Raw genomic sequence first — 23,230 nt, 5'->3', positions numbered from 1 at the left:
TCTGCACAGGAAAGGTCTGATTCATGAGCCTGGATAAACTGTTTACCCCGCTGCAAGTTGGCACCGTTACCCTGAACAACCGCGTGGCCATGGCCCCGCTCACCCGCCTGCGCAATACCGAGCCGGGCGACGTCCCCACCGAGCTGTCGGTGCAGTACTACACCCAGCGCGCCAGCGCCGGCCTGATCATTGCCGAAGGCACCCATATCTCGCGCACCGCCAAGGGCTATGCCGGTGCACCGGGCATCTATAGCGAAGAACAGGTGGCCGCCTGGGGCAAGGTGAATGCCTCGGTACACGCCGCTGGCGGCAAGACCGCGCTGCAGCTGTGGCATACCGGCCGTATCTCGCACCGCTCCTTGCAGCCGGATGGCGAGGCCCCGGTAGCCCCGTCGGCCATTCGCGCCGACAGCAATACTAATATCCGCCAGCCGGATGGCAGCCTGGCCCGCGTACCGTGCGACGAGCCGCGTGCACTGGAAGTGTCCGAGCTGGCCGACATTCTGGAAGACTACCGCCGCGCCACCGACAACGCCCGCCGCGCCGGCTTTGACCTGGTGGAAATCCACGGCGCGCATGGCTATCTGCTGGACCAGTTCCTGTCACCCGAGGCCAATGTGCGTACCGATGCCTACGGCGGCAGCGTGGAAAACCGCGCCCGCTTCCTGCTGGAAGTGGTAGATGCCGTGGTCGCCGAATGGGATGCCGCCCACGTGGGCATCCGCATTTCGCCGCTGGGCATTTTCAATGGCGTATCCAATGTCGAGCAGCAAGACATCGCCCTCTACGTGATCGAAGAGCTGGCCAAGCGCAAACTGGCTTTCCTGCATATTTCCGAACCGGACTGGGCCGGCGGCCCGGCGCTGAGCGAAGCCTTCCGTCAGGAAATCCGCAAGCGCTACCCAGGGGTGATCATCGCCGCCGGTGGCTATAGCGCGGAAAAAGCCGAAAAGCTGATTGGCGAAGGCTATATCGATGCCGTGGCCTTTGGCCGCAGCTATATCGCCAACCCGGATCTGGTGGAACGCCTGCAAGCCGGTGCCGCGCTGAATACACCGGATGGCGCTACCTTCTACGGTGGCGGCGCAGCCGGCTATACCGACTACCCGACGCTGCAGCACTAAGCCAAGCAATAAACGCTAAAGTCCGGGCCGGCAACACGGCCCGGCACACACCACACGAGAGCACACCATGAAAAAAGTCCTGTTTGTCCTGACCAGCCATGATGAGTTGGGCAACACCGGCCACAAAACCGGTTTCTGGATCGAAGAATTCGCCGCGCCCTACTACGCGCTGGCCGACAAGGGCGTCGCCATCACCCTGGCCTCGCCCAAGGGCGGCCAGCCGCCCATCGACCCCAAGAGTGCCGACCCGTCCTTCAGCACCCCGGCCACCGAACGCTTCAACCAGGACACCGCCCTGCAAGCCGTGCTGGCCAATACCGTGGCGCTGGACAGCGTACAGGCCGGTGATTTCGACGCGGTGTTCTACCCCGGCGGCCACGGCCCGCTGTGGGATCTGGTCGACAACGCGGCCTCCATTGCACTGATTGAAGCTTTTATTGCCGCCAGCAAGCCGGTAGCGGCCGTGTGCCATGCCTCTGCCGTACTGGTGAATGCACGTGATACCGCAGGCCAGCCGCTGGTAGCCGGGCGCAAGGTCACCGGTTTTTCCAACACCGAAGAAGATGCGGTGCAGCTGACTGACATCGTGCCGCTGCTGGTAGAAGATGCCCTGCAAGCCAAGGGTGGCCTCTACGAAAAAGGCCCGGATTGGGGCGTATTTGCCGTGGAAGACGGCCTGCTGATTACCGGCCAGAACCCGGCCTCGTCCGAACGGGTGGCAGAAAAACTGCTGGCACGGCTGTAATACCCCGCCTGTGCAGCGTGCAAGGCCCCGCTTGCTGCGGGGCCTTGTCGTTTCCGCAAAGCCTTGGAGCGGCTAACAAAACAGCAGCGCGTCCCTGATACAAGGCACGCCGACGCAAACAGTACAAGATGGCGACGCAGCAGCAGGTTTTTTGTTAGCTGCTGTTAATGCTCCACACTCTGTGGCCCCAGGGCGGACAGACAGCGCAGGGCCTGCGGCACCACTTCGATACGGGCTGGCGCATGGCCGGCCAGTTCGCCATCCACCTCCAGCGGACAAGCCTGGCCCTCTATGCTCAGGCTGCGCACGCTCAGATAGCGCACCCGCTCATCCAGCACCGGTTGCGCCTTGCGCAAGGTCGGCAGGAAACGGACAAAATCCCAGCTACCGGCATTGGCGATCATCACCACCTCCAGCAAGCCGTCATCCAGCCGCGCCATCGGCGCAATGCCCAGGCCGCTGCCGAAATAGCGGCCGTTGGCCACGCACAGGCTGATGAAATCACCACTGATCACCTCGCCGTTTTCCAGCAGCAGCCGCATGCGGCGTGGCCGGTAGCGCAACAGGGTCAGCACGATGGACCAGTAAAAAGCCACACTGGCCGGCAGCCAGCGCGGCAGACGCTTCACCTGCTCCACGATGGCGGAACTGATGCCCAGCGAAGCGATATTGCCAAACCACACCACCCGCTCCCCCTCCTGCCCGGCTGCCAGCGTCAGCCGGCCCAGATCGATACGGCGCACCTGGCCGGCGCGGATCAGCCCGTCCAGCTGCTCTACCGAATCACTCACCCCCAGCGAACGGACAAAATCATTGCCCGTGCCAAACGGCAGCGCGCCCACCGCCACCCGCTCACGCGCGGCTGCAGGGGCGCGCATCACGCCATTGATCACTTCGTGGATGGTGCCATCGCCACCCACGGCTATCAGGAAATCACAGCCCTGGCTCACCGCCGCCAGAGCCATTTCCTCGGCACTGACGGCCGAGGTGGTAATGTGAATGTCCACCTGGAAGCATTGGCCAAACTTTTCCAGCAGACGGTTGGGCAGCGAGCGCGGGCAACGCTGGCCGTGCAGGATGAAAACCAGTCGGGTCTGATCCATAACATAAAGAGACTTAAGCTGAAGCGCTGGATTATCAGACAGATGTCATGCTTTTGAAACATCCACCGGGCTGCCGCCGCCAAGGCCGACAGGATAGGGACAAAACAGCAAAATCAAGGGCATAAACCCGGCGCAAACTGGCCGGGCAAGCAGTTTTCTGGTAGATTTGGCGGTTTTGCTGCGCCGTTTAAAGGCTGCCGCCGCCTGCCGGGTGAGACCGATCCCGTGTGTGCGACGCGACAGCACCGGCCACAGCCAGCAAGGCCACCTCGACTGTTTATCGATGGATCACACTATGAACCCCCATTCCACACCGACTGCGGAAAAAGCCCTGGTGGTGCTTTCCGGCGGTCAGGACTCCACCACCTGCCTGTATTGGGCGCTGCAAAAATTCGGCGCCGGCAATGTGGAAGCCGTCACCTTTGATTATGGCCAGCGCCACCGCGTGGAGCTGGACTGCGCCCGCAAGATCGCCGCCATGGCTGGCGTACGCCAGACCGTGCTGCCCATCGACACCTTTGCCGCCATCGGTGGCAATGCACTGACCGACGACAGCATCCAGCCGGAAGAAGGCAGCCGCGACGACGACGCCCTGCCCAATACCTTCGTGCCGGGCCGCAACCTGATTTTCCTGACCTTTGCCGCCGCTTTTGGCTACACCCGTGGCGCACGGCATATCGTTACCGGCGTGGCACAGACTGACTACTCCGGCTACCCTGACTGCCGCGAAAACACCCTGCAGGCGCTACAACTGGCGGTGCGGCTGGGCATGGACAGCCGGGTGGAACTGCACACCCCGCTGATGTATTTGAGCAAGGCCGAAACCGTCACCCTGGCGCAGCAAGTGGGCGCGATGGAAGCGCTGGCCTGGAGCCACACCTGCTATAACGGCGCGGTGCCGCCCTGCGGCCATTGCGCCTCGTGCGAGCTGCGCGCCAAGGGCTTTGCCGAAGCCGGCGTGGCCGACCCGCTGGTCGAACGCTGCGCCAAGGAGGCCTGACATGCATGCATCCTGCCTGCTGGCCGGTGGCCGTTTCGAAGCGGCCCGCCGCGTCCCCGGAGATGAAGATCGCCTGAACGGCCTGCACGGCCACAGTTTTCGCGCCCTGGCCCGTGCCGATCTCACCCACATCGAACAAAACGAACTCCACGCCGCACTGGACCGGGTACTGGCACCGCTCGACTATGCCGATCTCAACCAGCAGCTGGCACAGTGCGACGACCTGAGCCTGGCACAGCACATCAAGGACGCCCTGCCCTGCCCGGCAGCGCTGCTGCTGCAAAGCACGCCGCAGCGCGGGGTGATGCTGGAAAACGGCACCGCCCTGTACTGGATTGCTGCCCGTTTCGAAGCAGCCCACCATCTGCCGCATGTTCCGGCCGGCCACAAATGCGGCCGCCTGCATGGCCATGGCTTTGGCGTACGCATCGTGGCCAATGCGCAGCACTGCAGCCAGCGCCAGCTGGAAGCCGCCTGGGCACCGCTGTTTTTGCGGCTGCACCAACGCTATCTGAACGATATTCCGGGGCTGGAAAACCCCACCAGCGAGGTGATTGCCGCCTGGCTGTATGGCGAACTGCAAGCCGCCGGCCTGCAGGGGCTGGCCTGGGTGGAAGTGCGCGAAACCCATACCGCCGGCAGCCAGTTCGACGGCAAGCGTTTCCGCATCTGGAAAGAGCAGCGCTTTGAAAGCGCCGTGCCGTTCGACGCGGCGGGCAACTACAGCGGCCACAGCTATCTGGTGCGGCTGATGCTCACCGGCAGCCTGGACCGCACCATGGGCTGGCTGCTGGACTTTGGCGACGTCAAGGACCGCTTCAAACCGCTGTATCGCCAGCTGGACCACAATCCGCTGGACAAGCTGGCCGGCGTACGCGACGGCCACAGCCAGTCGGTAGCCGAGTGGATTCACGCCCATCTGTCGCCCCTGGTGCCGGAGCTGGCGCGCATCGACCTGATGGACGACGAGCACAGCGGTGTGTCGCTGCTGTTCCATGACGATATGCGCTGGCCACTGCTGCAGGGAGAATGAGCATGTATACGGTAAAGGAAATCTTCTACACCCTGCAGGGCGAAGGCCGTCAGGCCGGCCGTGCTGCGGTGTTCTGCCGTTTTGCCGGCTGCAATCTGTGGTCGGGCCGCGAGGAAGACCGCAGCAAGGCAGTCTGCCAGTTCTGCGATACCGATTTTGTCGGCACCGGCCCGGACGGCGGCAAATTCGCCACGGCCGCCGCGCTGGCTGCGCGCATTGCCAGCCAGTGGCCGGCAGGCAGCGGCGGCACGCCCTATGTGGTGTGCACCGGCGGCGAGCCGCTATTGCAGCTGGATACAGAGCTGATCGCCGCGCTGCATGCCGAGGGCTTTGAAATCGCGGTGGAAACCAATGGCACCATCGCCGCCCCTGCCGGCATCGACTGGATCTGTGTCAGCCCCAAGGCCGGCGCTCCCCTGCTGCAAACCAGCGGCAACGAACTGAAGCTGGTCTACCCGCAAGCCACCCAGCTGCCGGAAACCGTGGCCCATTTACAGTTCGATACCTTCTATCTGCAGCCGATGGATGGCCCGGAACTGGCCGCCAATACCCGCGCCGCCATTGCCTACTGCATGGCACACCCGCGCTGGCGCTTGTCAGTACAAACCCACAAGGTGGTGAATATCCGCTAAGAGCCGCTCTGAACAATCGGGTGCACAGTCGCCCGATTTTTTTTGCCTGTCTTTGTAAGAAGCCATCCATGTTGCCGACTCATGCTGCAGAGACAGTCACGCAGCAAGTCAGTGAAAAGTATTGAAATATTTACAAAAGCAGCCAATGGCAGCCAAATGCAAATAATTTCAAAATATTTTCCACTGCGCTGTAAGAAAGCCCCGGCCCACGCGACTGACTCCTGAAACCCGGCACTTGCCGCTTACCCCCGACAGGAGATTGACATGAATGCTTCCAAGACTTTGCTTGCTTCCGCCCTCGGCGCTGTAGTTAGCCTGGCTGCCCTCACCGCCGCGCCCGCCCAGGCCGCAGAACAGGAAAAATGCTATGGCGTGGCCATGGCCGGCATGAACGACTGCGCCTCCGCCACCGGTGCCCATGGCTGTAAAGGCCAGGCCGCCATGGACAAGGACCCGGGCGACTGGAAGCTGGTGGCCAAGGGTAGCTGCCAACAGATGGGTGGCAATACCATGGCACCAATGAAACAATAAACGGTCTATCGTTAACATCACGCCGGCCGGGTAGCCCGATCCGGCGCAGATTGCTCACCATCACACCTGCTTGAACCTGCCCCCACAAGGAGAATCACCATGAATGCATCCAAAGCCCTGCTCGCCTCCGCCCTCGGTGCCGTTGTTGCCATGGGCGCACTCAGCGCCACCCCGGCCGCTGCGGCAGAAAAGGAAAAATGCTTCGGCATCGCCCAGGCCGGCAAGAACGACTGCGCCGCCGCCAATGGCAGCCACTCCTGCGCCGGTCAGGCCACCAAGGACAAGGACCCGGGCGACTGGAAATACGTCGCCAAGGGCAGCTGTGAAAAAATGGGCGGCATGCTGGCCAAGTAATCCGCTCCGGCAGGGTTGCCGGCCACCGCCGGCAGCCACCTCCCCACGTCCCTTCCGGTATCCCTGCTCATGACTCCATCCACCCTTCCCGCTGTCGCCGGCATCGGCCTGCGCGCGCCGCACTATCGTCAGGTACTGGACACCCTGCCGCCGCTAGGCTGGGTGGAAATCCACAGCGAAAACTTTTTCGATGGCGGCATGCCACTGGCCATGCTGCAGCGGGTGGCCAGCCACTATCCGCTGTCGCTGCACGGCGTGGGACTGGGGCTGGGCTCGCTGGTGCGCCCGGACGGAGAACATCTGGCTGCTCTCAAGCGACTGGTGGATGCCATCAACCCGCCAGCGGTATCGGAGCACCTGTCGTTCAACCACAGCGCCCAGCGCTATGTGAACGACCTGCTGCCCATCCCCTATACCATGGCCGCGCTGGCCGTCATCGCCAGCCATGTGGAGGAAACCCAGCAGGCGCTGGGCCGGCGCATCCTGCTGGAAAACCTGTCCAGCTATGTGGAGTTTCCCGGCAACGAGATGAACGAAGGCGAGTTTCTGGCCGAACTGGTGGCGCGCACCGGCTGCGGCCTGCTGCTGGACGTCAACAATCTCTACGTCAACGGCATCAATCTGGGCACGGACGTGCAGGCCGTGCTGGCGGCATTGCCCGCCGCTGCGATTGGCGAAATCCATCTGGCCGGCTATAGCGAGGGCGAAGGCATGCTGGTGGATACCCACAGCCAGCCGGTCCATCCCGGCGTGTGGCAGCTATACGCCCAGGTCATCGCCAGCATTGGCCCACGCCCGACGCTGATCGAATGGGATCTGGACATTCCGCCACTGGACACGCTGCAGGCCGAAGCAGCCAAGGCCGATGCCATCCTGCAAGGAGCACGCCATGACGCCTGAAGCACGCTGGCAGGCAGAGCTGCTGGAGCTGATTGCCGATACCGAGCAGCAGCCGCATGCCGCACTGGGCCTGAGCCCGGCCGGACTGGCGGTCTACCGCAACAACTACCGCGTCGGCCTGATCGAAACCCTGAATCTGATCTACCCGGTAACCCGGCAGATCGTCGGGGAAGAATTCATGACCGGACTGGCGCGTGAATACAGCAAGCGCTATGCCTCGCACTCGGGCAATCTGCACCGCTATGGCGGCAGCTTTGGTGATTTCCTGCAAGACTTCCCACCGGCGCAGGCGCTGCCTTACCTGGCCGATGTCGCCCGGCTGGAATGGGCGGTACACCGCAGCTATTACGCTATCGACCAGACCCCGCTGGTGGCATCGGCACTGAGCGGCATCAACCCGGAACAATTCGGCCAGCTGCGCTTTGGCGTGAGCGACAGCAGCCGGGCGCTGTCGTCCCCCTGGCCGGTGGTCTCCATCTGGCAGGGACACCAGACTGGCCAGCAACTGAATGTTGACATGGCATCCGGCGGCGAGCAGGCACTGGTCAGCCGCCACGCCGGCAAGGTCAGCGTACAGGCGCAAACAGCCGGCATGGCGGCCTTGCTACTGGCCCTGCAGGATGGACAGTCACTGGGCGAGGCTGCCGGGCAGGCCTTGTCGGCACAGGATGATTTCGACCTGCAAGCCGGCTTGGCGCAGTTATTCGCCGACGGCCTGCTCAGCCACTACCAACTCTAAGACCAGGCTTGTCCACCATCCGCCACCACGGCGGAGGGGCGCGGCTTGCCCACTTCACGGGAGACCGACCATGCAAGTTCTCAGACAAAAACTGCTGCCGCTGCAGCGGCTGTTCGACCAGGCCAGTCACTCTGCCCGCCCGCTGGTGCTGCTGCTGTTCCGGCTGTGGGTGGCAAATGTATTTTTCAAGTCCGGCCTCACCAAGCTGGACGACTGGGACACCACGGTCTTGCTGTTTACCGAGGAATACCACGTCCCGCTACTGCCGCCGGTACTGGCGGCGCTGATGGGCACTTTTGGCGAAACGGTGTTCTCCAGCCTGCTGGTCGCCGGCCTGTTTGGCCGCTTTGCCGCCGCCGGGCTATTCGTGGTCAACCTGATGGCCGTCATCAGCTACCCCGGTCTCACCGACATCACCCGCCAGTTCCACTACTACTGGGGCATGTTGCTGCTGGCACTGTTCGCCTTCGGCCCCGGCTGCCTGTCGCTGGATGCGGCCTGGCGAAGCTGGCGCGGCAAGGGTCGCCAATTGGGCTGAAAACTGACGGCCTGAAAACTGACGACATTGGCGACGCTGTGCAGACAGCGCCCCGGCCGGCTCGGGCGCACGGACATTCCGACAGACTGCCCGGCAGTGGCATAATGGCGTATTGCCCAACTCCACATCCGCCCGCCCATGTCTCTTACCCTCGTCATCCAGTCCCCCCGTCTCGACAGCAAGGAACTGCAGGAACTGGCCGCACTGGCCGGTGCCAGCAGCGTCAGCCAGCCCACGCTGGAATCTGCCCGGATGGAACAGGCCGACCCGGCCAGCCGTGACGCCATCAGCGCCTGCTGCCAGGCACTGGGCTACGACTTCGCCTTTGTCGACGGCAAGCTGCAACTGGCTGACTTTGGCCTGTTGGTGTCCGATATGGACTCCACCCTGATCACCATCGAGTGCATCGACGAAATCGCCGACATGCAGGGCATCAAGCCACAGGTGGCAGCCATTACCGAGCGCTCGATGCGCGGCGAGCTGGACTTCTCCGCCTCGCTGCGCGAACGGGTGAGCCTGCTGGCAGGCCTGCCGGAAAGCGCGCTGGAAAAGGTCTATCAAGAACGCCTGCAACTGAGCCCCGGCGCCGAGCAGCTGCTGGCCAGCTGCAAGCAGCATGGCATCCGCTTCATGCTGGTTTCCGGCGGTTTCACCTTCTTTACCGAAAGACTCAAGCAGCAACTGGGGCTGGACTATGCCTATGCCAACCAGCTGGAAGTGGTGGATGGCAAGCTGACCGGCCGCGTGGTGGGCGAGATTGTCGATGCCGCCGCCAAGCAGCGCCTGCTGATCGAAAAACGCGAACAACTGGGCTTGCGCCCGGACCAGGTCATCGCCATGGGCGATGGTGCCAACGACCTGCTGATGCTGGGTGAAGCCGGCGTCGGCATTGCCTACCGTGCCAAACCGGTGGTACAGGCCCAGGCCGATGTCGCCATCAATGTCATGGGGCTGGACGGCGTCAGCAGACTGTTCGCCTGATTGCCCATTCCGAGGAGAGCGTCATGAGCCCGCTGCCACAGCTGGACAGTGCCAGTTTCGATGCCATGTTGCCGCTGAGCGTGCACTTGCTCAGCGAAGAGCAGTGCTCGCCGGCGCGCCAGCGCGAAACCCGGCTGGCGCTGCGGGTGCTGGCCGCCCCCAGCGAAACACCGGAAGAACCCGATCCGATGCTGGTACGGCTGGAAGCCAAGCTGGATCTGGCGCTGGAAATCTCGCTGCTTGGGCATCACCCGGACCGCCCGCCGCTGACCCGCTGCCGGCTGGGGCTGGACAGCATTGCCTGGCTATCCGACCACCCGTGGCGGGTGGGCGACACGGTGCAGATTGCGCTGTCGCCCAATGCGGATTCGGCGCTGATGCTGTTCATGGCCGCGCGTATCGAAGCCCAGTGCCCGACGCCGGACGAGGCCTATGCCATTACCGCCCGCCTGCAACCACCGCCGGACGAGCAAACCGGCCCGCTGTGGGAGCGCTGGGTTTTCCGCCGCCACCGCCGCGCCATCCTGGAGCGCTGATACCCGGCCGGCCCCGGCTGCCGTCTTCAGGTGAAATCCTCCGCCCGCTGGCTTAGACTGAAAACATCAGGCATTCAACTGCCTTTCAGCCCAGGTATGCCCCATGGCCAGCTTCCCCTCTTTCCAGTCGCTGATCGACACCGTGCAAGGTGCCCTGCTGTTGGCACAGCCTGCCAGCGGCCGCATCATCAGCGCCAATCAGCTGGCGGCCATCCTGCTGGCCACCCCGCATGACGAGTTACTGGGCCGCGATTTCGTCCAGTATCTGCAACACCCGGCCGATGCCGCCGAGCTCAAGTCCCTGCTGGCCAGCAACAGCATGGTCTATAACCGGCGACTGCAAATGAAAACCGCCACCGGCCGGCATTTCGAGGTGCAGCTATCGCTGCGTGAAGTGATGCTGGATGACAGCTCCACGCTGGTGATCAGCTTCAGTGACCGTACCGAAAGTCAGCTGATGAGCCAATTGCTCAATTTCGAACACCAACTGGTGGAACGCTCGCTCAATCTGGTGAAAAGCATGAAGCACGAACAGCAAACCAGCCACGATGACGACCAGCTCACCGGCGTGGTGGGCATGCCGCAACTGCTTAGCGGAGCGCATGCCGAAACCGGGCGCATCCGCCGCTATGGCGGCGACCTGTCAGGTATGGCCGTGCAGCTGATCAATATCCCGCAGCTGATTCCGCAGCAGGACAATGGCTCGGCCAGACGCCATCTGCTACGGCTGGCCGGCAGCCTGTGCGTGCAGAGCACGCGCGACAGCGATCTGGTGGCACGCCAGGAAGATGATGTTTTTCTGGTACTGATGCCCAATACCAGTCTGGAAGGCGCCCACGAACTGGGCCGCCGGCTGCTGCACTCGCTGGGGCAGCTCACCTATATTCATCTGGGACAGGAAGAAAAGGCCCAGGCCTGCATCGGCATCAGTGCGCTGCGGCTGGAAGAAAACTCACCCAATGCCATGCTGGATCGCTTGCAGGGCGCACTGAGCCTGGCGCGGATCGCCGGAGCCAACCAGATCCACCGCCAGGCCTGAACAGGCTCAGCTACGGCCCTGGCGAGCCAGATGCACGGCCATCACCGCCAGCACGCCGCCCATCAGCCAGCGCTGCAAGCGCAAAAACAGCGGACGGCCGCCAAGAAAGCGCGCCATGCTGCCGGCCAGCAACACCAGCACCGCATTGACCAGCAGGCTGATGGCAATCTGGGTAAAGCCCAGCCACAGCGACTGCCCCAGCACGCTACCCTGAGCAGTATCGATGAACTGCGGCAGCAGCGACAGATACATCACCGCTACCTTGGGGTTCAGCAGATTGGTCAGCATGCCCATGGCAAACAGCTTGCGCGGGCTGTCTGCAGCCAGCTGGCGTACTTCGAAAGGCGAGCGGCCACCCGGCCTGAGCGCCTGCCAGGCCAGGTACATGAGATAGCCCGCCCCGGCCAGCCGCAGCGCATCGTAAGCCAGCGGTACAGCCAGCAACAGCGCGCTGATGCCCAAAGCGGCGCACAGCATGTAGCAGAGAAAACCCGCAGCGACACCCGCCAGCGAAATCAGGCCGGCGCGCCGCCCCTGACAGATGGAGCGCGACAACAGATAGGCCATATTAGGGCCTGGTGTCAGCACCATGCCCAGCGCCAGCAGGGCAAAGGTCAACCAGTGTAGGGACTGTGGCATGGCGGACTTTCCTGAGTGAACGGACTTTCAGTTTGCCTGAGCAGCAGCCAACCCATCCAGCAGTTTCTGATGGATGCCACCGAAACCGCCATTGCTCATCACCAGAATATGGTCACCCGCGCGGGCTTCCTGCAGGATGGCAGCAATCAGCGCATCCATTTGATCGAAAGTAACGGCCTTGTCGCCCATGCCCTGTAGCGCCTCGGCCGGGCTCCAGTTCAGGCCGGCCGCCGAGCAGAACACCCGATCAGCCAGTGCCAGCGAGCCGGGCAAGGCGTCTTTCATCGTGCCCAGCTTCATGGTGTTGGAACGTGGTTCCAGTACCGCCAGAATGCGCGCGCTGCCCACATGGCGGCGCAAGCCCTCCAGCGTGGTGGCGATGGCGGTGGGATGGTGGGCAAAGTCGTCATACACGGTGACGCCTGCTACCTTGCCGCGCACTTCCATGCGGCGTTTTACGTTGTCAAAGCGTGCCAGGGCAGCGATGGCATCACGCACCGCCACGCCGGCATGGCGAGCGGCGGCAATGGCAGCCACGGCATTGAGCCGGTTGTGCTCGCCCATCAGCGCCCACTCCACCCGACCTTGCGACTGGCCATTCAGCAGCACATCGAAATGACCGGCCGCATCCGGTTCGCCAGCCTGCCAGCCACTGGCGACGCCAAACGGCTCTACCGGGGTCCAGCAGCCACGCTCCAGCACCCGCGTGAGGCTCGCTTCGCGGCCATTGCTGACAATCAGCCCCTGCGCCGGAATGGTGCGCACCAGGTGGTGGAACTGGGTTTCGATGGCCGCCAGATCAGGGAAAATATCGGCGTGGTCGTATTCCAGATTGTTCAGGATGGCGGTACGCGGGCGGTAATGGACGAACTTGGAACGCTTGTCGAAGAATGCCGTGTCGTATTCATCGGCCTCGATCACGAAGAAGGGACTGATGCTGGCGGCGTCCTGCACCGGCCGGCCAGGCAGGCGGGCAGATACGCCAAAGTTCTGCGGAATGCCGCCAATCAGGAAACCCGGCGCCAGGCCGGCGTCTTCCAGAATCCACGCCAGCATGGAGCTGGTGGTGGTCTTGCCATGGGTGCCAGCCACTGCCAGCACCCACTTGTCCTGCAATACATTCTCGGCCAGCCACTGCGGCCCGGAAATATAGGGCAGGCCGCGATTGAGGATGGCCTCCATCAATTCTTTGCCACGGGTCACCACATTGCCTATCACATACACATCGGCCCCCAGCTCCAGCTGCTCGGCACCAAAACCCTGGGTCAGGGTAATGCCCATGGCCTCCAGCTGGGTACTCATCGGGGGATAGACGTTGGCATCACAACCGGTAACGGTGTGACCGGCCTGCTTGGCAATGGCAGCAATGCCGCCCATGAAGGTGCCGCAAATGCCCAGGATATGAATGTGCATGACAGTAAATGCTGTGTTGACCGCGAGGGGGCTATTATAACGCCGCCTTGGCCGCATAATTCACTTGTTCGCACGCGGCAGACACCGCGGCACACTGCACTCAATCACCGTGAGCAGCTAGCGCTGCCCCATCAGGAGAATCACCATGACCCACGATATCGTCATCCAGCGCCCCGACCAGCCACAGCAACTGATGCTGTTGTTTCATGGCGTAGGCGCTAGCCCGGACAGCATGCAGCAAGTGGGCCAGTATCTGGCCAAGGGCTTTCCGCAGGCGCTGATTGTCAGCGTGGCCGGCAGCCACGCCAGTGATCTGGGCCAGGGTTTTCAATGGTTTTCGGTACAGGGCATCACCGAAGAAAATCGCCTGGAACGGGTAGCCGCAGCCCTGCCCGACTTTTTCGCTGCGGTAACACGCTGGCAACAGGACAGCGGCCTGGGCCATGCGGCCACCGCACTGGTGGGTTTCAGCCAGGGTGCCATCATGGCGCTGGAAGCCGCAGCAGCCAAGCCGGAACTGGCCGGCCGCGTGCTGGCTTTCAGCGGGCGCTTTGCCAGCCTGCCATCAGCACCACTGGCACAAACCACGGTGCACCTGTTCCACGGCAAGGCCGATCCGGTGATTCCCTACCAGCACAGCATTCAGGCGGCCGAGCATCTGATCGCGCTGGGCAGCGATGTCACCGCCGAGATCGAACCCTTTGTCAGCCACCACATCCATGAAGACTTGCTGGAGAAGGCGCTGGAATATCTGCAATCACATATTCCCCGCCATGTATGGGACGAGGCCATGAGCGCCAGCCCGGAGCAGGCGGCCATCAAGCCCAAGTAAGCAAGCAAACCCACGCAACATGACAGCAGCGGCGCGCCCGGAATGGAGGCGCGCCGTTTTTGCATCAGAAGAACACCCAGGTCAGCAAAGCAAACAGGGGCAGCAGCACACTGATGGACCACAGCATATAGGCAAAGAAACTGGGCATGGCCACGCCACGCTGCTCGGCAATGGCCTTCACCATGAAGTTGGGTGCATTACCGATATAGGTATTGGCCCCCATGAATACCGCACCCATGGAAATGGCCAGCAGTGTCTGCGCCAACGGCCCCATCAGCGTGCTGGCATCGCCATCGGCCAGATTAAAAAACACCAGATAGGTTGGCGCATTGTCCAGAAAACTGGACAGCAGGCCGGTCATCCAGAAATACATGGCATTCACCGGCTGGCCATCGGCACCCGATACCGTATGCACCAGTGCAGCCAGTTGGCCGGCGGGGCCCGCGCGCAAGATGGCAATGGCCGGCGCGATGGTGACAAAGATGCCGGCAAACAGCTTGCCCACTTCCAGAATCGGCCCCCAGTTGAATTCATTGCCTGCCCGCACCTGCTTGGGCGTGATCCACAGGGAGACGATGGTCAGTAGCAGCAACAGGCCGTCGCGCACCAGATTCTGCAATTCGGCGTGTACGCCAGCCAGCTCGAAATGCACAGCGGGCTGCCAGAAACCGGACAACAATACCGCACCCACCACACCGGCCAGCAGCAGGAAATTGACCTTGCCGAACAAGCGCAGGGGCTGATCGCGATGCGGTTTCAATTCCTCGTCCTCGCGGCGGTAGAAATAGCTGTCCACCACATAGAACACCAGCAGCAGCAAGGCTGCCAGCAGCGCCACCGGCAGCAGCATGTGCTGGAAGGTCCAGCCGAAGGTCACCCCTTTGAGAAAGCCCAGAAACAGCGGCGGGTCACCCAGCGGCGTCAGGCCACCGCCGACATTGGCCACCAGGAAGATGAAGAACACCACCACATGCACCCGGTGCTGGCGGTTGTCGTTGGCCTTGAGCAAGGGCCGGATCAGCAGCATGGCCGCCCCGGTGGTGCCCATGATGGAGGCCAGTGCCGTGCCGATGGCCAGGATGCTGGTATTGACCTTGGGCGAGCCATGCAGGCTGCCCCCCACCAGAATGCCGCCGGACACGGTATACAGCGCCAGCAGCAGCATGATGAAGGGGATGTATTCGGTAATCAGCGCGTGCACGATCAGGCTGAGCGTGCTGCCAGCCCCGAAGCTGAAGGTAAACGGCAGCAGGAACAGCACCGTCCACAGCGCGGTGATCTTGCCGAAATGATGATGCCAGAATGCCGGCGCAAAAATCGGAAACAGGGCAATGGACAGCAGGATGCCGGCAAAGGGAATGATCCAGGCCAGGCTCAGGCTTGCTCCGTCCAGGTCGGCCGCCTGTGCCAGCGCAGGCAGGAACAGACAGCCGAGCATGGCCGCCAGCTTGCACAGTGTGGTGCGCATTGATTCTCCTGGTAAGGCGTCAGCCTGATGGCGACGCCGGCATGAAAAAAGGCTGGCAGTCTGGCTGCCAGCCTCTGCAGTGTTGCACCGCCGCTTGCTGCGGGCCGGTGCGCGGGCTCGCTTACAGGCTGCCCTTCTGAATGAACTCGATCTTATAGCCGTCCGGGTCCTCCACGAAAGCGATCACGGTAGTGCCATGTTTCATCGGACCAGCCTCGCGTACCACCTTGCCACCCTTGGCACGTACGGCATCACAAGCCTGATAGGCATCGGCCACACCAATGGCGATATGGCCATAGGCATTGCCCAGTTCGTAACTTTCGGTATCCCAGTTGTGCGTCAGCTCCAGCACGGTATGGTCGGCCTCGTCGCCGTAGCCGACAAAAGCCAGGGTAAAACGGCCTTCCGGATAATCCTGGCGGCGCAGCAGGCGCATGCCCAGAACTTCCTGATAAAAGGCCAGCGAACGTTCCAGATTGCCGACGCGCAGCATGGTGTGCAGAAATTGCATGGTATGACTCCTGTATCGGGTAAACCGCCTGCGCTCAAAAGCGGGCAGGCGACTAGCCGAAACGAAACAGGCTACTCCCCTGTTGTTTCAACCAGTGTCGGGCATTTTTCCAGTCGGGAAACAGCCGGGCGGTTTCCGCCCAGAAGGCGGAAGAATGGTTCATGTGCAGCAAATGGGCCAGCTCGTGGGCCAGCACATAATCGATGATGGGCAGCGGCGCCTGCATCAGCCGCCAGTTGAGGCGGATATCGCCCCGGGCGGTACAGCTGCCCCAGCGGGTGCGGGCCGATGACAGCGCCAGCTTGCCCGGCTGACGCGGGCAATGTGCGGCAAACCGGCCCAGCCGCTGGGCAAAGCATAACTGGGCCTGACGCTTGAGCCAGGCAGTCACCACAGCCTGCAGGCCGGCCGTGTCGCCCGCGGCGATACCGCACACCTGCAGCACATCGCCCTCCAGCCGCGCCGTGCGGCGCAGGCCACCCGCCAGCTGGATGGGCAGCTCGCGTCCCAGATAGGACAAAACCGTCAGATCGGCCAGTTGCTGCTTTTGTTCCCGCTGCGACACCACATGACGGGCAATCCAGTCCTGCCGCGCCAGCAACACCTCGCGCAAACGGGCCTGGCTGATGCGTGGATGGGCAATCAGCTCCACCCTGCCATCGGCAATGCGGATGCCTATGCTTTTGCGCACCCGCCGTACCAGGTGCACCTCTACCGCGCCCTCAGGCAGCGGCAGGATGGTCCAGGCGGCGGCGCTTGTCATCAGGGTGGGCAAAGGGGCCAACGCCGCCGATCTCGCGCTGGCGCGCCTCGATCCACTGCTGTGCCTGCTGGGTCATGGCCTCCGGGCCAACCCCGTCCTGCGGCCGGATGGCCGGGCCGATCACCACGGTGATCTCACCCGGATATTTCAGAAAGGCATTGCGCGGCCAGAATTCGCCGGCATTGTGGGCCACCGGCACCAGCGGCATGTCCAGCTGCCGCGCCATGCGCGCCGCGCCATGCTTGTACTTGCCGGCCACGCCCGGCTTGGTGCGGGTGCCTTCGGGAAACACGGTAATCCAGAAGCCGTGTTTCTTGCGCTCCAGCCCCTGCTGCAACATGCGGTCATTGGCACGGGAGCGGTCGGAACGGTTGATGGCAATAGGGTTCATCAAGGCCAGGCCCCAGCCAAAGAAGGGCAGCCACAGCAGTTCGCGCTTGGCGACATAAATCTGTGAAGGAAAGATTTTCTGCAAGGCCAGGGTTTCCCAGCCGGACTGGTGCTTGGAACAGATGATGGAAGGTTCGTCCGGGATGTTTTCCGCCCCGATCACCCGGTATTTCAGCCCGACCACATGCACCAGCAGCCACAGCATGATCTTGGCCCAGCTCTCGCCAAACACATGGCGGGTACGGCGTGGCAGCGGTGCGGCGATGAACAGGCCCAGAAAGCACAGCGGCGTGACGATCAGCAGCAACAGCCAGTAAATCAGATTACGAATCCAGATCATGGGTTATATCAGCCTTGGGCTTAGCCAGTTCACAGATTGATCAAGTGCTCGGCGGCGTCGAACAGGTCGTCGAACACCAGCGTGCCTTCGGGCAGGCCGCCCTTTTCCAGGGTTTTCAGCCCCTTGCCAGTACGCACCAGAATGGGCTGGCCACCCACGGCGGCCACCGATTCCAGATCGCGCAGGCTGTCGCCGATCAAGGGCAGGCCCTGCAGCTTGACATTGAAGCGCTCGGCCAGCTCCAGCACCATGCCCGGCAGCGGCTTGCGGCATTCGCAGCCATGATCCGGCCCATGCGGACAGTAAGCGATGGCATCAATGCGCCCACCAGCCTGCCCTGCCAGCCGGTGCATCTTTTCATGCATGGCATTGAGCGCGTGCACATCAAACAGGCCGCGCGCCAGGCCGGACTGATTGGTAGCCACCACCACATGCCAGCCGGCCTGGGTCAGGTTGGCGATGGCCTCCAGACTGTGCGGCAGCGGCACCCACTCCATGGTGTTCTTGACGAAATCATCGCGGTCTTCGTTGATGACGCCGTCGCGATCCAGGATGACGAGTTTCATGTTGAGAGAGCACTTCCTGAGTAGGGGACGGGGAGTGGTGAGTGGTGAGTAGTGGAGCCCGGCTTGTTGCCTACTCCCGACTCCCCTCTCTCCCCTCCCCTCCCGGGTTAATCTGCCAGCAGCGAGATATCCGCCACACGGTTGAACAGGGCAGCCAGACGGGCCAGCAGGGCAATGCGGTTGGCACGCACGGCCAGATCATCGGCCATCACCATCACGCCATCAAAGAAGGCATCCACCGGTGCCTTCAGGCTGGACAGCTGCGCCAGTGCGCCGGCAAAGTCGTGCGCGGCAAACTTGGCATCCACCTGCGGGGCCAGTTCGGTCACGGCGGCGTACAGCGCCTGCTCGGCGGCTTCGCTCAGCAGGGCCGGATTGACCTCGCCCACTTCGCCTTCGGTTTTCTTCAGGATGTTCTTCACCCGCTTGTTGGCGGCGGCCAGGGTGGTGGCTTCCGGCAGCGCCTTGAAGGCAGCCACGGCAGCCAGCACCGCCGGCACTTCGTTCAGGACCGAAGGTGCCAGTGCCAGCACGGCATCGACTTCGTCGCCCTGATAGTCTGCTGCCAGATAGTTTTTCAGGCGGTCCATCATGAAGGCAAACACTTCGTCTGCGGTAGTGGCGGACAGCTTGCCGGCCGGGAAGGCGGCAGCCACCAGCGCCAGCAGGGCCTTCAGGTCCAGCTTGGCTTCCAGCACCATGCGCAGCACGCCGAGGGCGGCGCGGCGCAGTGCGTACGGGTCTTTGTCGCCGGTGGGGATCAGGCCGATGCCCCAGATACCGACAATGGCTTCCAGCTTGTCGGCCAGCGCCACGGCGGTGGCGATGTCACCCTGCGGCAGGCTGTCACCGGCAAAGCGCGGGTGGTAGTGGCCTTCGATGGCGGCGGCAACCACGTCGCTCTCGCCGTCGTGCTGGGCGTAGTACATGCCCATCACGCCTTGCAGCTCGGGGAATTCACCCACCATGTCGGTGACCAGGTCAGCCTTGGCCAGGAAGGCTGCGCGCTCGGCCACGGCCTGCTCGGCCCCCAGCTGCGCGGCGATCTGGCCGGCGATGGACTGCAGGCGCTCTACCCGCTCCAGCTGGCTGCCGATCTTGTTGTGGTAAACCACCTCGGCCAGCTTGGCCAGACGGGTATCCAGCCGGGCTTTCTGGTCTTGCTCGAAGAAGAACTTGGCATCGGACAGACGGGCGCGCAGCACGCGCTCATTACCCTGGATGATGTGGCTGGGGTCGGCGGTTTCCAGGTTGGAGACCAGCAGGAAGCGGTTCATCAGCTTGCCCTTGCCATCCAGCAGCGGGAAGTATTTCTGGTTCTGCTGCATGGTGAGAATCAGGCATTCCTGCGGCACCTTGAGGAATTCGGCCTCAAAGCCGGCTTCCAGCACCACCGGCCATTCCACCAGCGCGCTCACTTCGTCCAGCAGGGCCTCGTCGGCAGCGATGGTCGCGCCATGCACGGCGGCGGCATCAGCCAGGCGCTTGCGGATCAGCTCGCGGCGGGCATTGAAGCTGGCCAGCACCTTGCCTTGCTCGAACAGCACGCGAGCGTAGTCATCGGCCTTTTCCACCATGATATCGCCCGAGGACAGGAAGCGGTGACCACGGGTGGCATTGCGGCTGGTCAGACCCAGCACGCCACCTTCGATCACGGTTTCGCCCCACAGCATGATCAGGCCATGCACCGGACGCACAAACTGGTAGTCCAGATCGCCCCAATGCATCAGCTTGGGAATGGGCAATTTTTTCAGCGCCAGCGCCACGATATCGGTGAGCACGGCGGCCAGCGCTTCGCCAGTCTTGGTGCTCTCGTAGGCAAACACGTCCTGCTTGCCATCGCTCATGGTGCTGAGGGCGGAGACTTCCACGCCGCAGGAACGGGCAAAACCAGCCAGCGCCGGAGTGGGCTGGCCATCTTTCATGCCGGCAGCGACGGCCGGGCCCTTGCGCACGATTTTCTGATCGGGCTGCACGGCCAGCACGGCCGGCACCTGCACCGCCAGACGGCGCGGCGAAGCGAAGGCAATGGCCTCGACATCGGCAGCGACGAATTGCAGTTTCTTCAGTTCTTCGGAAATGGTCTGGGCAAAGCTGAGCGACAGCTTTTCCAGCGCCTTGGGCGGCAGCTCTTCGGTGAGCAACTCGATAAGCAGGGTGGCGTTCATGGTTTATTCAGATTTCTTGTGCGGAGCGGTTTTGGCGAGATAGCACACGACTTGCAGCATGGTGTCGGCCACCGAGTTCTGGTACACCGGCTGCCAGTTCCAGGCAAAGCGCTGCACCGGGAACATACTGGAATACAGATGGCGATTGTTCTTGCCAGCGTATTCCAGCCCGATCAGCGCGTATTGCTGTTTGGCGCAATTGGCATAGCCCGTGGTGCGCCGAATGTAATACTGGATGTCGGTGGCCTTGTCGTACTGACGCTCGCTGAACCGTTCCTGATTCACAAAATGGACCAGCCCGTCTTTCTCCACCCAGATGGAATTGCGGTCCATGGCCAGTTCCAGGGCAGAGCCCTGCTGGTAGACGCCCCAATCGGCGGTTTCGGCCAGCGCCGGCACGGCGGCCAGGGCAAGCAACAGACTGATCCAGAGTTTCATTGGCAATCAGGCCTTGGGACACATGGGAAAGCCCAGCGCCTCACGCGAGGCGTAATAGGCTTGCGCCACGCCACGCGACAGGGTGCGTACCCGGCCGATATAGGTGGCACGTTCAGTCACCGAGATGGCACCGCGCGCATCCAGCAGGTTGAAGCTGTGGCCAGCCTTGAGCACCATTTCGTAGGCCGGCAGCGCCAGCGGAATCTCCAGCAGGCGCTTGGCTTCGGATTCGTAGTAGCTGAACAGTTCGAACAGCTTGGGCACATTGGCGTGTTCGAAGTTGTAGGTGGACTGTTCCACTTCGTTCTGGTGGTACACATCGCCGTAGGTGACGCGCTGACCGTTGGGGTAGACGGTCCACAGCAGGTCGTAGACGTTTTCCACACCTTGCAGATACATGGCCAGACGCTCGATGCCGTAGGTGATTTCACCCAGCACCGGCTTGCAGTCCAGGCCGCCCACTTGCTGGAAGTAAGTGAACTGGGTCACTTCCATGCCGTTCAGCCACACTTCCCAGCCCAGACCCCAGGCACCCAGTGTCGGGTTTTCCCAGTCATCTTCCACAAAACGGATGTCGTGCACGGTGGGGTCGATGCCCAGCACCTTGAGCGAACCCAGGTACAGTTCCTGAATATTGGCCGGCGACGGCTTCAGGGCTACCTGAAACTGGTAGTAATGCTGCAGACGGTTCGGGTTTTCACCGTAGCGGCCGTCCTTGGGACGACGCGAGGGCTGCACATAGGCTGCATTCCACGGCTCCGGGCCGATGGCACGCAGACAGGTGGCCGGATGCGAGGTACCGGCGCCCACCTCCATGTCGAAGGGTTGCATGATGACGCACCCTTGCTCGTTCCAATAATTCTGGAGGGTAAGGATGATTTCCTGGAAGGTAAGCATAGACGTGGGGTAGCTAGTGAAAAGTCAAAGGACGATTCTACCGCCTAGCGCCCCCGGCGAAAAGCAAGGCGACGGCCAGAACGCACGCCGCGTTGTGCATTGCACGAAAGAATGGCCGTTTCCGCCCTAGCGTTCGCCCTGTTCCGCCAGTTGGCGCGCCAGCCGCCGTCCCTTGGCCAGACAATCCGGCAGCGATACGCCATCCAGCCAGTTGGCACAGACATGCAGCCCCTGCCCCTGCAGCCGCTGCATGGCCTTGCGGGCCGGCTCGATGGCTGCCGTGCCCTGCGGCAGGGCTTGCGGCCAGCGGATGATGGTTTGTTGCAAGGGGGCAGATTCCAGGCCAAACAACTGCTGTAGTTCCCGGTTCAGACCCTGCAGCAAGGGCGCATCGGCCAGGGCGGCCTGCTGCTGGTAATGGCGGCCCCCGACAAAGCTGGTGATCAGCAGCTGGCCGGGCGCACAGCGCTGCGGGTACAGCAGGCTGCTCATCAGATGGCCGGCAGCAAAAGCCTGCTCGCCGGGCGCATGCAGCCCGCCAAAGCCATGCAATGGCCGGCGCACTGTGGCGGCATCCAGCACGCTGGCCACCACTGTCATCGGCACATGTACAATCTGCCGCAAGGCCTGCGCCGCCGTTGCATCGCAGTCTTGCAACAAGCTGGCCGCCTGCGCTGCCGGCAAGGCCAGCACCAGCTGCCGCGCCATGCAGGGGCCGCTGGCGGTTTCCAGCAACCAGCCATCACTCTGACGCCGAATGGCCTGCACCGGGCAATTGAGCCTGACCTCGACATCCTGCGCCAGCCGCTGCGGCAGGCTGGCCAGGCCCCCTTCCAGCGAGACTGCCTGCTTGCGTGCCACCTTGCCGCGCAGCAGCTGCGACAGCACACCACGGCTGATCGAGCCAGCCGCAGCCTCCAGCCGGGCCAGTTGCGGCAGGGTCTCGCACATCAGCAATTCTTCGGCATCGCCGGCAAACACCCCACCAATAAACGGCGCCACGGCCTTGGCCAGCACTTCCTCGCCCAGACAGCGACGGAAAAAGGCTGCCACGGTTTCGCCGGCGGGTGGTGGCGCATTACGTCGCCAGACATCGCCCAGCAATCGCCATTTGGCCTGCCGGCTAAAGAAATCGCCGCACAACAAATCCAGCGGACCCGCCGGCAACGGGTGATAACGGCCCTGCCACAGCACATGGCGCTGGCGACCGATTGCCGCCGGCAACAGCGGCGTCAGACCCAGTTGCCGCAGCCAGTCCAGCAAGGCGGCATCGGCATACAGGGTATTGGGGCCGCCCTCGATCTGTGCCAGCCCGGTGTGCTGGCTGCACACCTTGCCACCCACCCGCTCACCCGCTTCGAATACCCGTACCGCCATACCCTGCTCACGCAGCCACCAGGCACAGGACAAGCCGGATACGCCGGCACCGATGACGGCGATCATCACAAGCACGCCACGAAATTTTTCATGGCCCCAGTGTGCCGCAGCCAGCGCCGCTGAGGCTTGACCCCCATCAACGGCAGTGCCAAAGCAAAACCCGGCTTGCGCCG

General features: G+C 62.9%; 26 protein-coding genes and 1 pseudogene. 15 read left to right on the top strand and 12 right to left on the bottom strand.

What is annotated here, in order from left to right:
* The first annotated feature begins 23 nt into the window (after positions 1-23).
* Complete coding sequence (gene nemA, locus DBR44_RS14885) at positions 24-1,124, top strand: N-ethylmaleimide reductase (protein ID WP_124644805.1); 1,101 nt, start codon at positions 24-26, stop codon at positions 1,122-1,124.
* 67 nt (positions 1,125-1,191) lie between these two features.
* Positions 1,192-1,869: a type 1 glutamine amidotransferase domain-containing protein gene (locus tag DBR44_RS14880; protein WP_124644804.1), complete on the top strand. Its 678-nt coding sequence runs from the start codon at positions 1,192-1,194 to the stop codon at positions 1,867-1,869.
* 164 nt (positions 1,870-2,033) lie between these two features.
* Here DBR44_RS14880 and DBR44_RS14875 read toward each other — a convergent pair whose 3' ends face one another.
* Positions 2,034-2,972 carry a diacylglycerol kinase family protein gene (locus tag DBR44_RS14875; protein ID WP_124644803.1) on the bottom strand — a complete coding sequence of 313 codons (939 nt, stop codon included), beginning with the start codon at positions 2,970-2,972 and terminating at the stop codon, positions 2,034-2,036.
* Positions 2,973-3,267: 295 nt separating this feature from the next.
* Here DBR44_RS14875 and queC point away from each other — a divergent pair, with 295 nt between their 5' ends.
* The 12 genes and pseudogenes from queC (at position 3,268) to DBR44_RS14820 (ending at position 11,255) form a co-directional block, all read left to right on the top strand.
* Positions 3,268-3,972 (top strand): 7-cyano-7-deazaguanine synthase QueC, encoded by a 705-nt coding sequence (queC, locus tag DBR44_RS14870; protein WP_124644802.1) that lies wholly within the window; start codon positions 3,268-3,270, stop codon positions 3,970-3,972.
* A gap of 304 nt (positions 3,973-4,276) precedes the next feature.
* Positions 4,277-4,630 (top strand): annotated as a pseudogene (locus tag DBR44_RS20030) (6-pyruvoyl tetrahydropterin synthase family protein); the annotation flags it as partial.
* Between the two features lie 39 nt (positions 4,631-4,669).
* Positions 4,670-5,005 carry a 6-carboxytetrahydropterin synthase gene (locus tag DBR44_RS20025; RefSeq protein ID WP_305000453.1) on the top strand — a complete coding sequence of 112 codons (336 nt, stop codon included), beginning with the start codon at positions 4,670-4,672 and terminating at the stop codon, positions 5,003-5,005.
* Positions 5,006-5,007: 2 nt separating this feature from the next.
* Positions 5,008-5,637 carry a 7-carboxy-7-deazaguanine synthase gene (gene queE, locus DBR44_RS14860; protein ID WP_124644800.1) on the top strand — a complete coding sequence of 210 codons (630 nt, stop codon included), beginning with the start codon at positions 5,008-5,010 and terminating at the stop codon, positions 5,635-5,637.
* A gap of 264 nt (positions 5,638-5,901) precedes the next feature.
* Positions 5,902-6,168 carry a DUF2282 domain-containing protein gene (locus tag DBR44_RS14855; protein ID WP_124644799.1) on the top strand — a complete coding sequence of 89 codons (267 nt, stop codon included), beginning with the start codon at positions 5,902-5,904 and terminating at the stop codon, positions 6,166-6,168.
* Between the two features lie 99 nt (positions 6,169-6,267).
* Positions 6,268-6,522: a DUF2282 domain-containing protein gene (locus DBR44_RS14850; RefSeq protein WP_124644798.1), complete on the top strand. Its 255-nt coding sequence runs from the start codon at positions 6,268-6,270 to the stop codon at positions 6,520-6,522.
* Between the two features lie 69 nt (positions 6,523-6,591).
* Complete coding sequence (locus DBR44_RS14845) at positions 6,592-7,422, top strand: DUF692 domain-containing protein (protein ID WP_124644797.1); 831 nt, start codon at positions 6,592-6,594, stop codon at positions 7,420-7,422.
* Positions 7,412-8,161, top strand: coding sequence for a DUF2063 domain-containing protein (locus DBR44_RS14840; RefSeq protein ID WP_158613627.1), 750 nt, complete (start codon positions 7,412-7,414; stop codon positions 8,159-8,161). Before DBR44_RS14845 ends, DBR44_RS14840 begins: the two co-directional genes overlap by 11 nt.
* Positions 8,162-8,231: 70 nt before the next feature.
* Positions 8,232-8,699, top strand: a complete 468-nt coding sequence (locus DBR44_RS14835; protein WP_124644795.1) for a DoxX family protein — start codon at positions 8,232-8,234, stop codon at positions 8,697-8,699.
* A 138-nt stretch (positions 8,700-8,837) separates the two neighbouring features.
* Positions 8,838-9,680: a phosphoserine phosphatase SerB gene (gene serB / locus DBR44_RS14830; protein WP_124644794.1), complete on the top strand. Its 843-nt coding sequence runs from the start codon at positions 8,838-8,840 to the stop codon at positions 9,678-9,680.
* Positions 9,681-9,703: 23 nt separating this feature from the next.
* The gene (locus DBR44_RS14825) at positions 9,704-10,216 is read left to right on the top strand and encodes a hypothetical protein (RefSeq protein WP_124644793.1); all 513 of its coding nucleotides are present in this window, start codon (positions 9,704-9,706) and stop codon (positions 10,214-10,216) included.
* A 103-nt stretch (positions 10,217-10,319) separates the two neighbouring features.
* Positions 10,320-11,255, top strand: a complete 936-nt coding sequence (locus tag DBR44_RS14820; protein WP_124644792.1) for a PAS domain-containing protein — start codon at positions 10,320-10,322, stop codon at positions 11,253-11,255.
* Between the two features lie 6 nt (positions 11,256-11,261).
* Here the strand turns inward: DBR44_RS14820 and DBR44_RS14815 are convergent, their stop codons facing one another.
* Positions 11,262-11,894 (bottom strand): LysE family translocator, encoded by a 633-nt coding sequence (locus DBR44_RS14815; RefSeq protein ID WP_124644791.1) that lies wholly within the window; start codon positions 11,892-11,894, stop codon positions 11,262-11,264.
* 27 nt (positions 11,895-11,921) lie between these two features.
* The gene (gene mpl, locus DBR44_RS14810) at positions 11,922-13,307 is read right to left on the bottom strand and encodes a UDP-N-acetylmuramate:L-alanyl-gamma-D-glutamyl-meso-diaminopimelate ligase (RefSeq protein WP_124644790.1); all 1,386 of its coding nucleotides are present in this window, start codon (positions 13,305-13,307) and stop codon (positions 11,922-11,924) included.
* Between the two features lie 145 nt (positions 13,308-13,452).
* Between mpl and ypfH the strand changes: the two genes are divergently transcribed.
* On the top strand, positions 13,453-14,139 hold the full coding sequence (gene ypfH / locus DBR44_RS14805) for an esterase (RefSeq protein WP_124644789.1): 687 nt from the start codon (positions 13,453-13,455) through the stop codon (positions 14,137-14,139).
* Positions 14,140-14,203: 64 nt separating this feature from the next.
* Here the strand turns inward: ypfH and DBR44_RS14800 are convergent, their stop codons facing one another.
* From DBR44_RS14800 to hemG, 9 genes are all read right to left on the bottom strand, one after another.
* Positions 14,204-15,607: a sodium:proton antiporter gene (locus DBR44_RS14800; RefSeq protein WP_233578586.1), complete on the bottom strand. Its 1,404-nt coding sequence runs from the start codon at positions 15,605-15,607 to the stop codon at positions 14,204-14,206.
* 121 nt (positions 15,608-15,728) lie between these two features.
* Complete coding sequence (gloA, locus tag DBR44_RS14795) at positions 15,729-16,118, bottom strand: lactoylglutathione lyase (protein WP_124644788.1); 390 nt, start codon at positions 16,116-16,118, stop codon at positions 15,729-15,731.
* Positions 16,119-16,170: 52 nt separating this feature from the next.
* Entirely contained in the window at positions 16,171-16,881 is a 711-nt protein-coding gene (locus DBR44_RS14790) for a M48 family metallopeptidase (RefSeq protein ID WP_124644787.1), read from the bottom strand.
* Entirely contained in the window at positions 16,841-17,611 is a 771-nt protein-coding gene (locus tag DBR44_RS14785) for a 1-acyl-sn-glycerol-3-phosphate acyltransferase (RefSeq protein ID WP_124644786.1), read from the bottom strand. Before DBR44_RS14785 ends, DBR44_RS14790 begins: the two co-directional genes overlap by 41 nt.
* A 29-nt stretch (positions 17,612-17,640) precedes the next feature.
* A complete protein-coding gene (gene gmhB / locus DBR44_RS14780; RefSeq protein ID WP_124644785.1) occupies positions 17,641-18,177 on the bottom strand; it encodes a D-glycero-beta-D-manno-heptose 1,7-bisphosphate 7-phosphatase in 537 nt (178 codons plus the stop codon).
* A 107-nt stretch (positions 18,178-18,284) separates the two neighbouring features.
* Entirely contained in the window at positions 18,285-20,345 is a 2,061-nt protein-coding gene (glyS, locus tag DBR44_RS14775) for a glycine--tRNA ligase subunit beta (RefSeq protein WP_124644784.1), read from the bottom strand.
* 3 nt (positions 20,346-20,348) lie between these two features.
* Complete coding sequence (locus DBR44_RS14770) at positions 20,349-20,783, bottom strand: surface-adhesin E family protein (RefSeq protein WP_124644783.1); 435 nt, start codon at positions 20,781-20,783, stop codon at positions 20,349-20,351.
* 6 nt (positions 20,784-20,789) lie between these two features.
* Positions 20,790-21,680 carry a glycine--tRNA ligase subunit alpha gene (gene glyQ, locus DBR44_RS14765; protein WP_124644782.1) on the bottom strand — a complete coding sequence of 297 codons (891 nt, stop codon included), beginning with the start codon at positions 21,678-21,680 and terminating at the stop codon, positions 20,790-20,792.
* Positions 21,681-21,806: 126 nt separating this feature from the next.
* Positions 21,807-23,123, bottom strand: coding sequence for a protoporphyrinogen oxidase (gene hemG / locus DBR44_RS14760; protein WP_124644781.1), 1,317 nt, complete (start codon positions 23,121-23,123; stop codon positions 21,807-21,809).
* Positions 23,124-23,230: the final 107 nt, after the last annotated feature.

The sequence above is a fragment of the Aquitalea sp. FJL05 genome (assembly GCF_003852595.1).
In the GTDB taxonomy this organism is placed as follows: domain Bacteria; phylum Pseudomonadota; class Gammaproteobacteria; order Burkholderiales; family Chromobacteriaceae; genus Aquitalea; species Aquitalea aquatilis.
Note: the sequence above shows the minus strand (reverse complement) of the source record. Positions and strands in the feature narration are given on the sequence as shown.

Coding starts and splice junctions, on each gene's coding strand:
- nemA (WP_124644805.1), top strand. CDS start 24: ATGAGCCTGGATAAACTGTTTACCCCGCTGCAAGTTGGCACCGTTACC.
- DBR44_RS14880 (WP_124644804.1), top strand. CDS start 1,192: ATGAAAAAAGTCCTGTTTGTCCTGACCAGCCATGATGAGTTGGGCAAC.
- DBR44_RS14875 (WP_124644803.1), bottom strand. CDS start 2,972: ATGGATCAGACCCGACTGGTTTTCATCCTGCACGGCCAGCGTTGCCCG.
- queC (WP_124644802.1), top strand. CDS start 3,268: ATGAACCCCCATTCCACACCGACTGCGGAAAAAGCCCTGGTGGTGCTT.
- queE (WP_124644800.1), top strand. CDS start 5,008: ATGTATACGGTAAAGGAAATCTTCTACACCCTGCAGGGCGAAGGCCGT.
- DBR44_RS14855 (WP_124644799.1), top strand. CDS start 5,902: ATGAATGCTTCCAAGACTTTGCTTGCTTCCGCCCTCGGCGCTGTAGTT.
- DBR44_RS14850 (WP_124644798.1), top strand. CDS start 6,268: ATGAATGCATCCAAAGCCCTGCTCGCCTCCGCCCTCGGTGCCGTTGTT.
- DBR44_RS14845 (WP_124644797.1), top strand. CDS start 6,592: ATGACTCCATCCACCCTTCCCGCTGTCGCCGGCATCGGCCTGCGCGCG.
- DBR44_RS14840 (WP_158613627.1), top strand. CDS start 7,412: ATGACGCCTGAAGCACGCTGGCAGGCAGAGCTGCTGGAGCTGATTGCC.
- DBR44_RS14835 (WP_124644795.1), top strand. CDS start 8,232: ATGCAAGTTCTCAGACAAAAACTGCTGCCGCTGCAGCGGCTGTTCGAC.
- serB (WP_124644794.1), top strand. CDS start 8,838: ATGTCTCTTACCCTCGTCATCCAGTCCCCCCGTCTCGACAGCAAGGAA.
- DBR44_RS14825 (WP_124644793.1), top strand. CDS start 9,704: ATGAGCCCGCTGCCACAGCTGGACAGTGCCAGTTTCGATGCCATGTTG.
- DBR44_RS14820 (WP_124644792.1), top strand. CDS start 10,320: ATGGCCAGCTTCCCCTCTTTCCAGTCGCTGATCGACACCGTGCAAGGT.
- DBR44_RS14815 (WP_124644791.1), bottom strand. CDS start 11,894: ATGCCACAGTCCCTACACTGGTTGACCTTTGCCCTGCTGGCGCTGGGC.
- mpl (WP_124644790.1), bottom strand. CDS start 13,307: ATGCACATTCATATCCTGGGCATTTGCGGCACCTTCATGGGCGGCATT.
- ypfH (WP_124644789.1), top strand. CDS start 13,453: ATGACCCACGATATCGTCATCCAGCGCCCCGACCAGCCACAGCAACTG.
- DBR44_RS14800 (WP_233578586.1), bottom strand. CDS start 15,607: ATGCGCACCACACTGTGCAAGCTGGCGGCCATGCTCGGCTGTCTGTTC.
- gloA (WP_124644788.1), bottom strand. CDS start 16,118: ATGCAATTTCTGCACACCATGCTGCGCGTCGGCAATCTGGAACGTTCG.
- DBR44_RS14790 (WP_124644787.1), bottom strand. CDS start 16,881: ATGACAAGCGCCGCCGCCTGGACCATCCTGCCGCTGCCTGAGGGCGCG.
- DBR44_RS14785 (WP_124644786.1), bottom strand. CDS start 17,611: ATGATCTGGATTCGTAATCTGATTTACTGGCTGTTGCTGCTGATCGTC.
- gmhB (WP_124644785.1), bottom strand. CDS start 18,177: ATGAAACTCGTCATCCTGGATCGCGACGGCGTCATCAACGAAGACCGC.
- glyS (WP_124644784.1), bottom strand. CDS start 20,345: ATGAACGCCACCCTGCTTATCGAGTTGCTCACCGAAGAGCTGCCGCCC.
- DBR44_RS14770 (WP_124644783.1), bottom strand. CDS start 20,783: ATGAAACTCTGGATCAGTCTGTTGCTTGCCCTGGCCGCCGTGCCGGCG.
- glyQ (WP_124644782.1), bottom strand. CDS start 21,680: ATGCTTACCTTCCAGGAAATCATCCTTACCCTCCAGAATTATTGGAAC.
- hemG (WP_124644781.1), bottom strand. CDS start 23,123: ATGATCGCCGTCATCGGTGCCGGCGTATCCGGCTTGTCCTGTGCCTGG.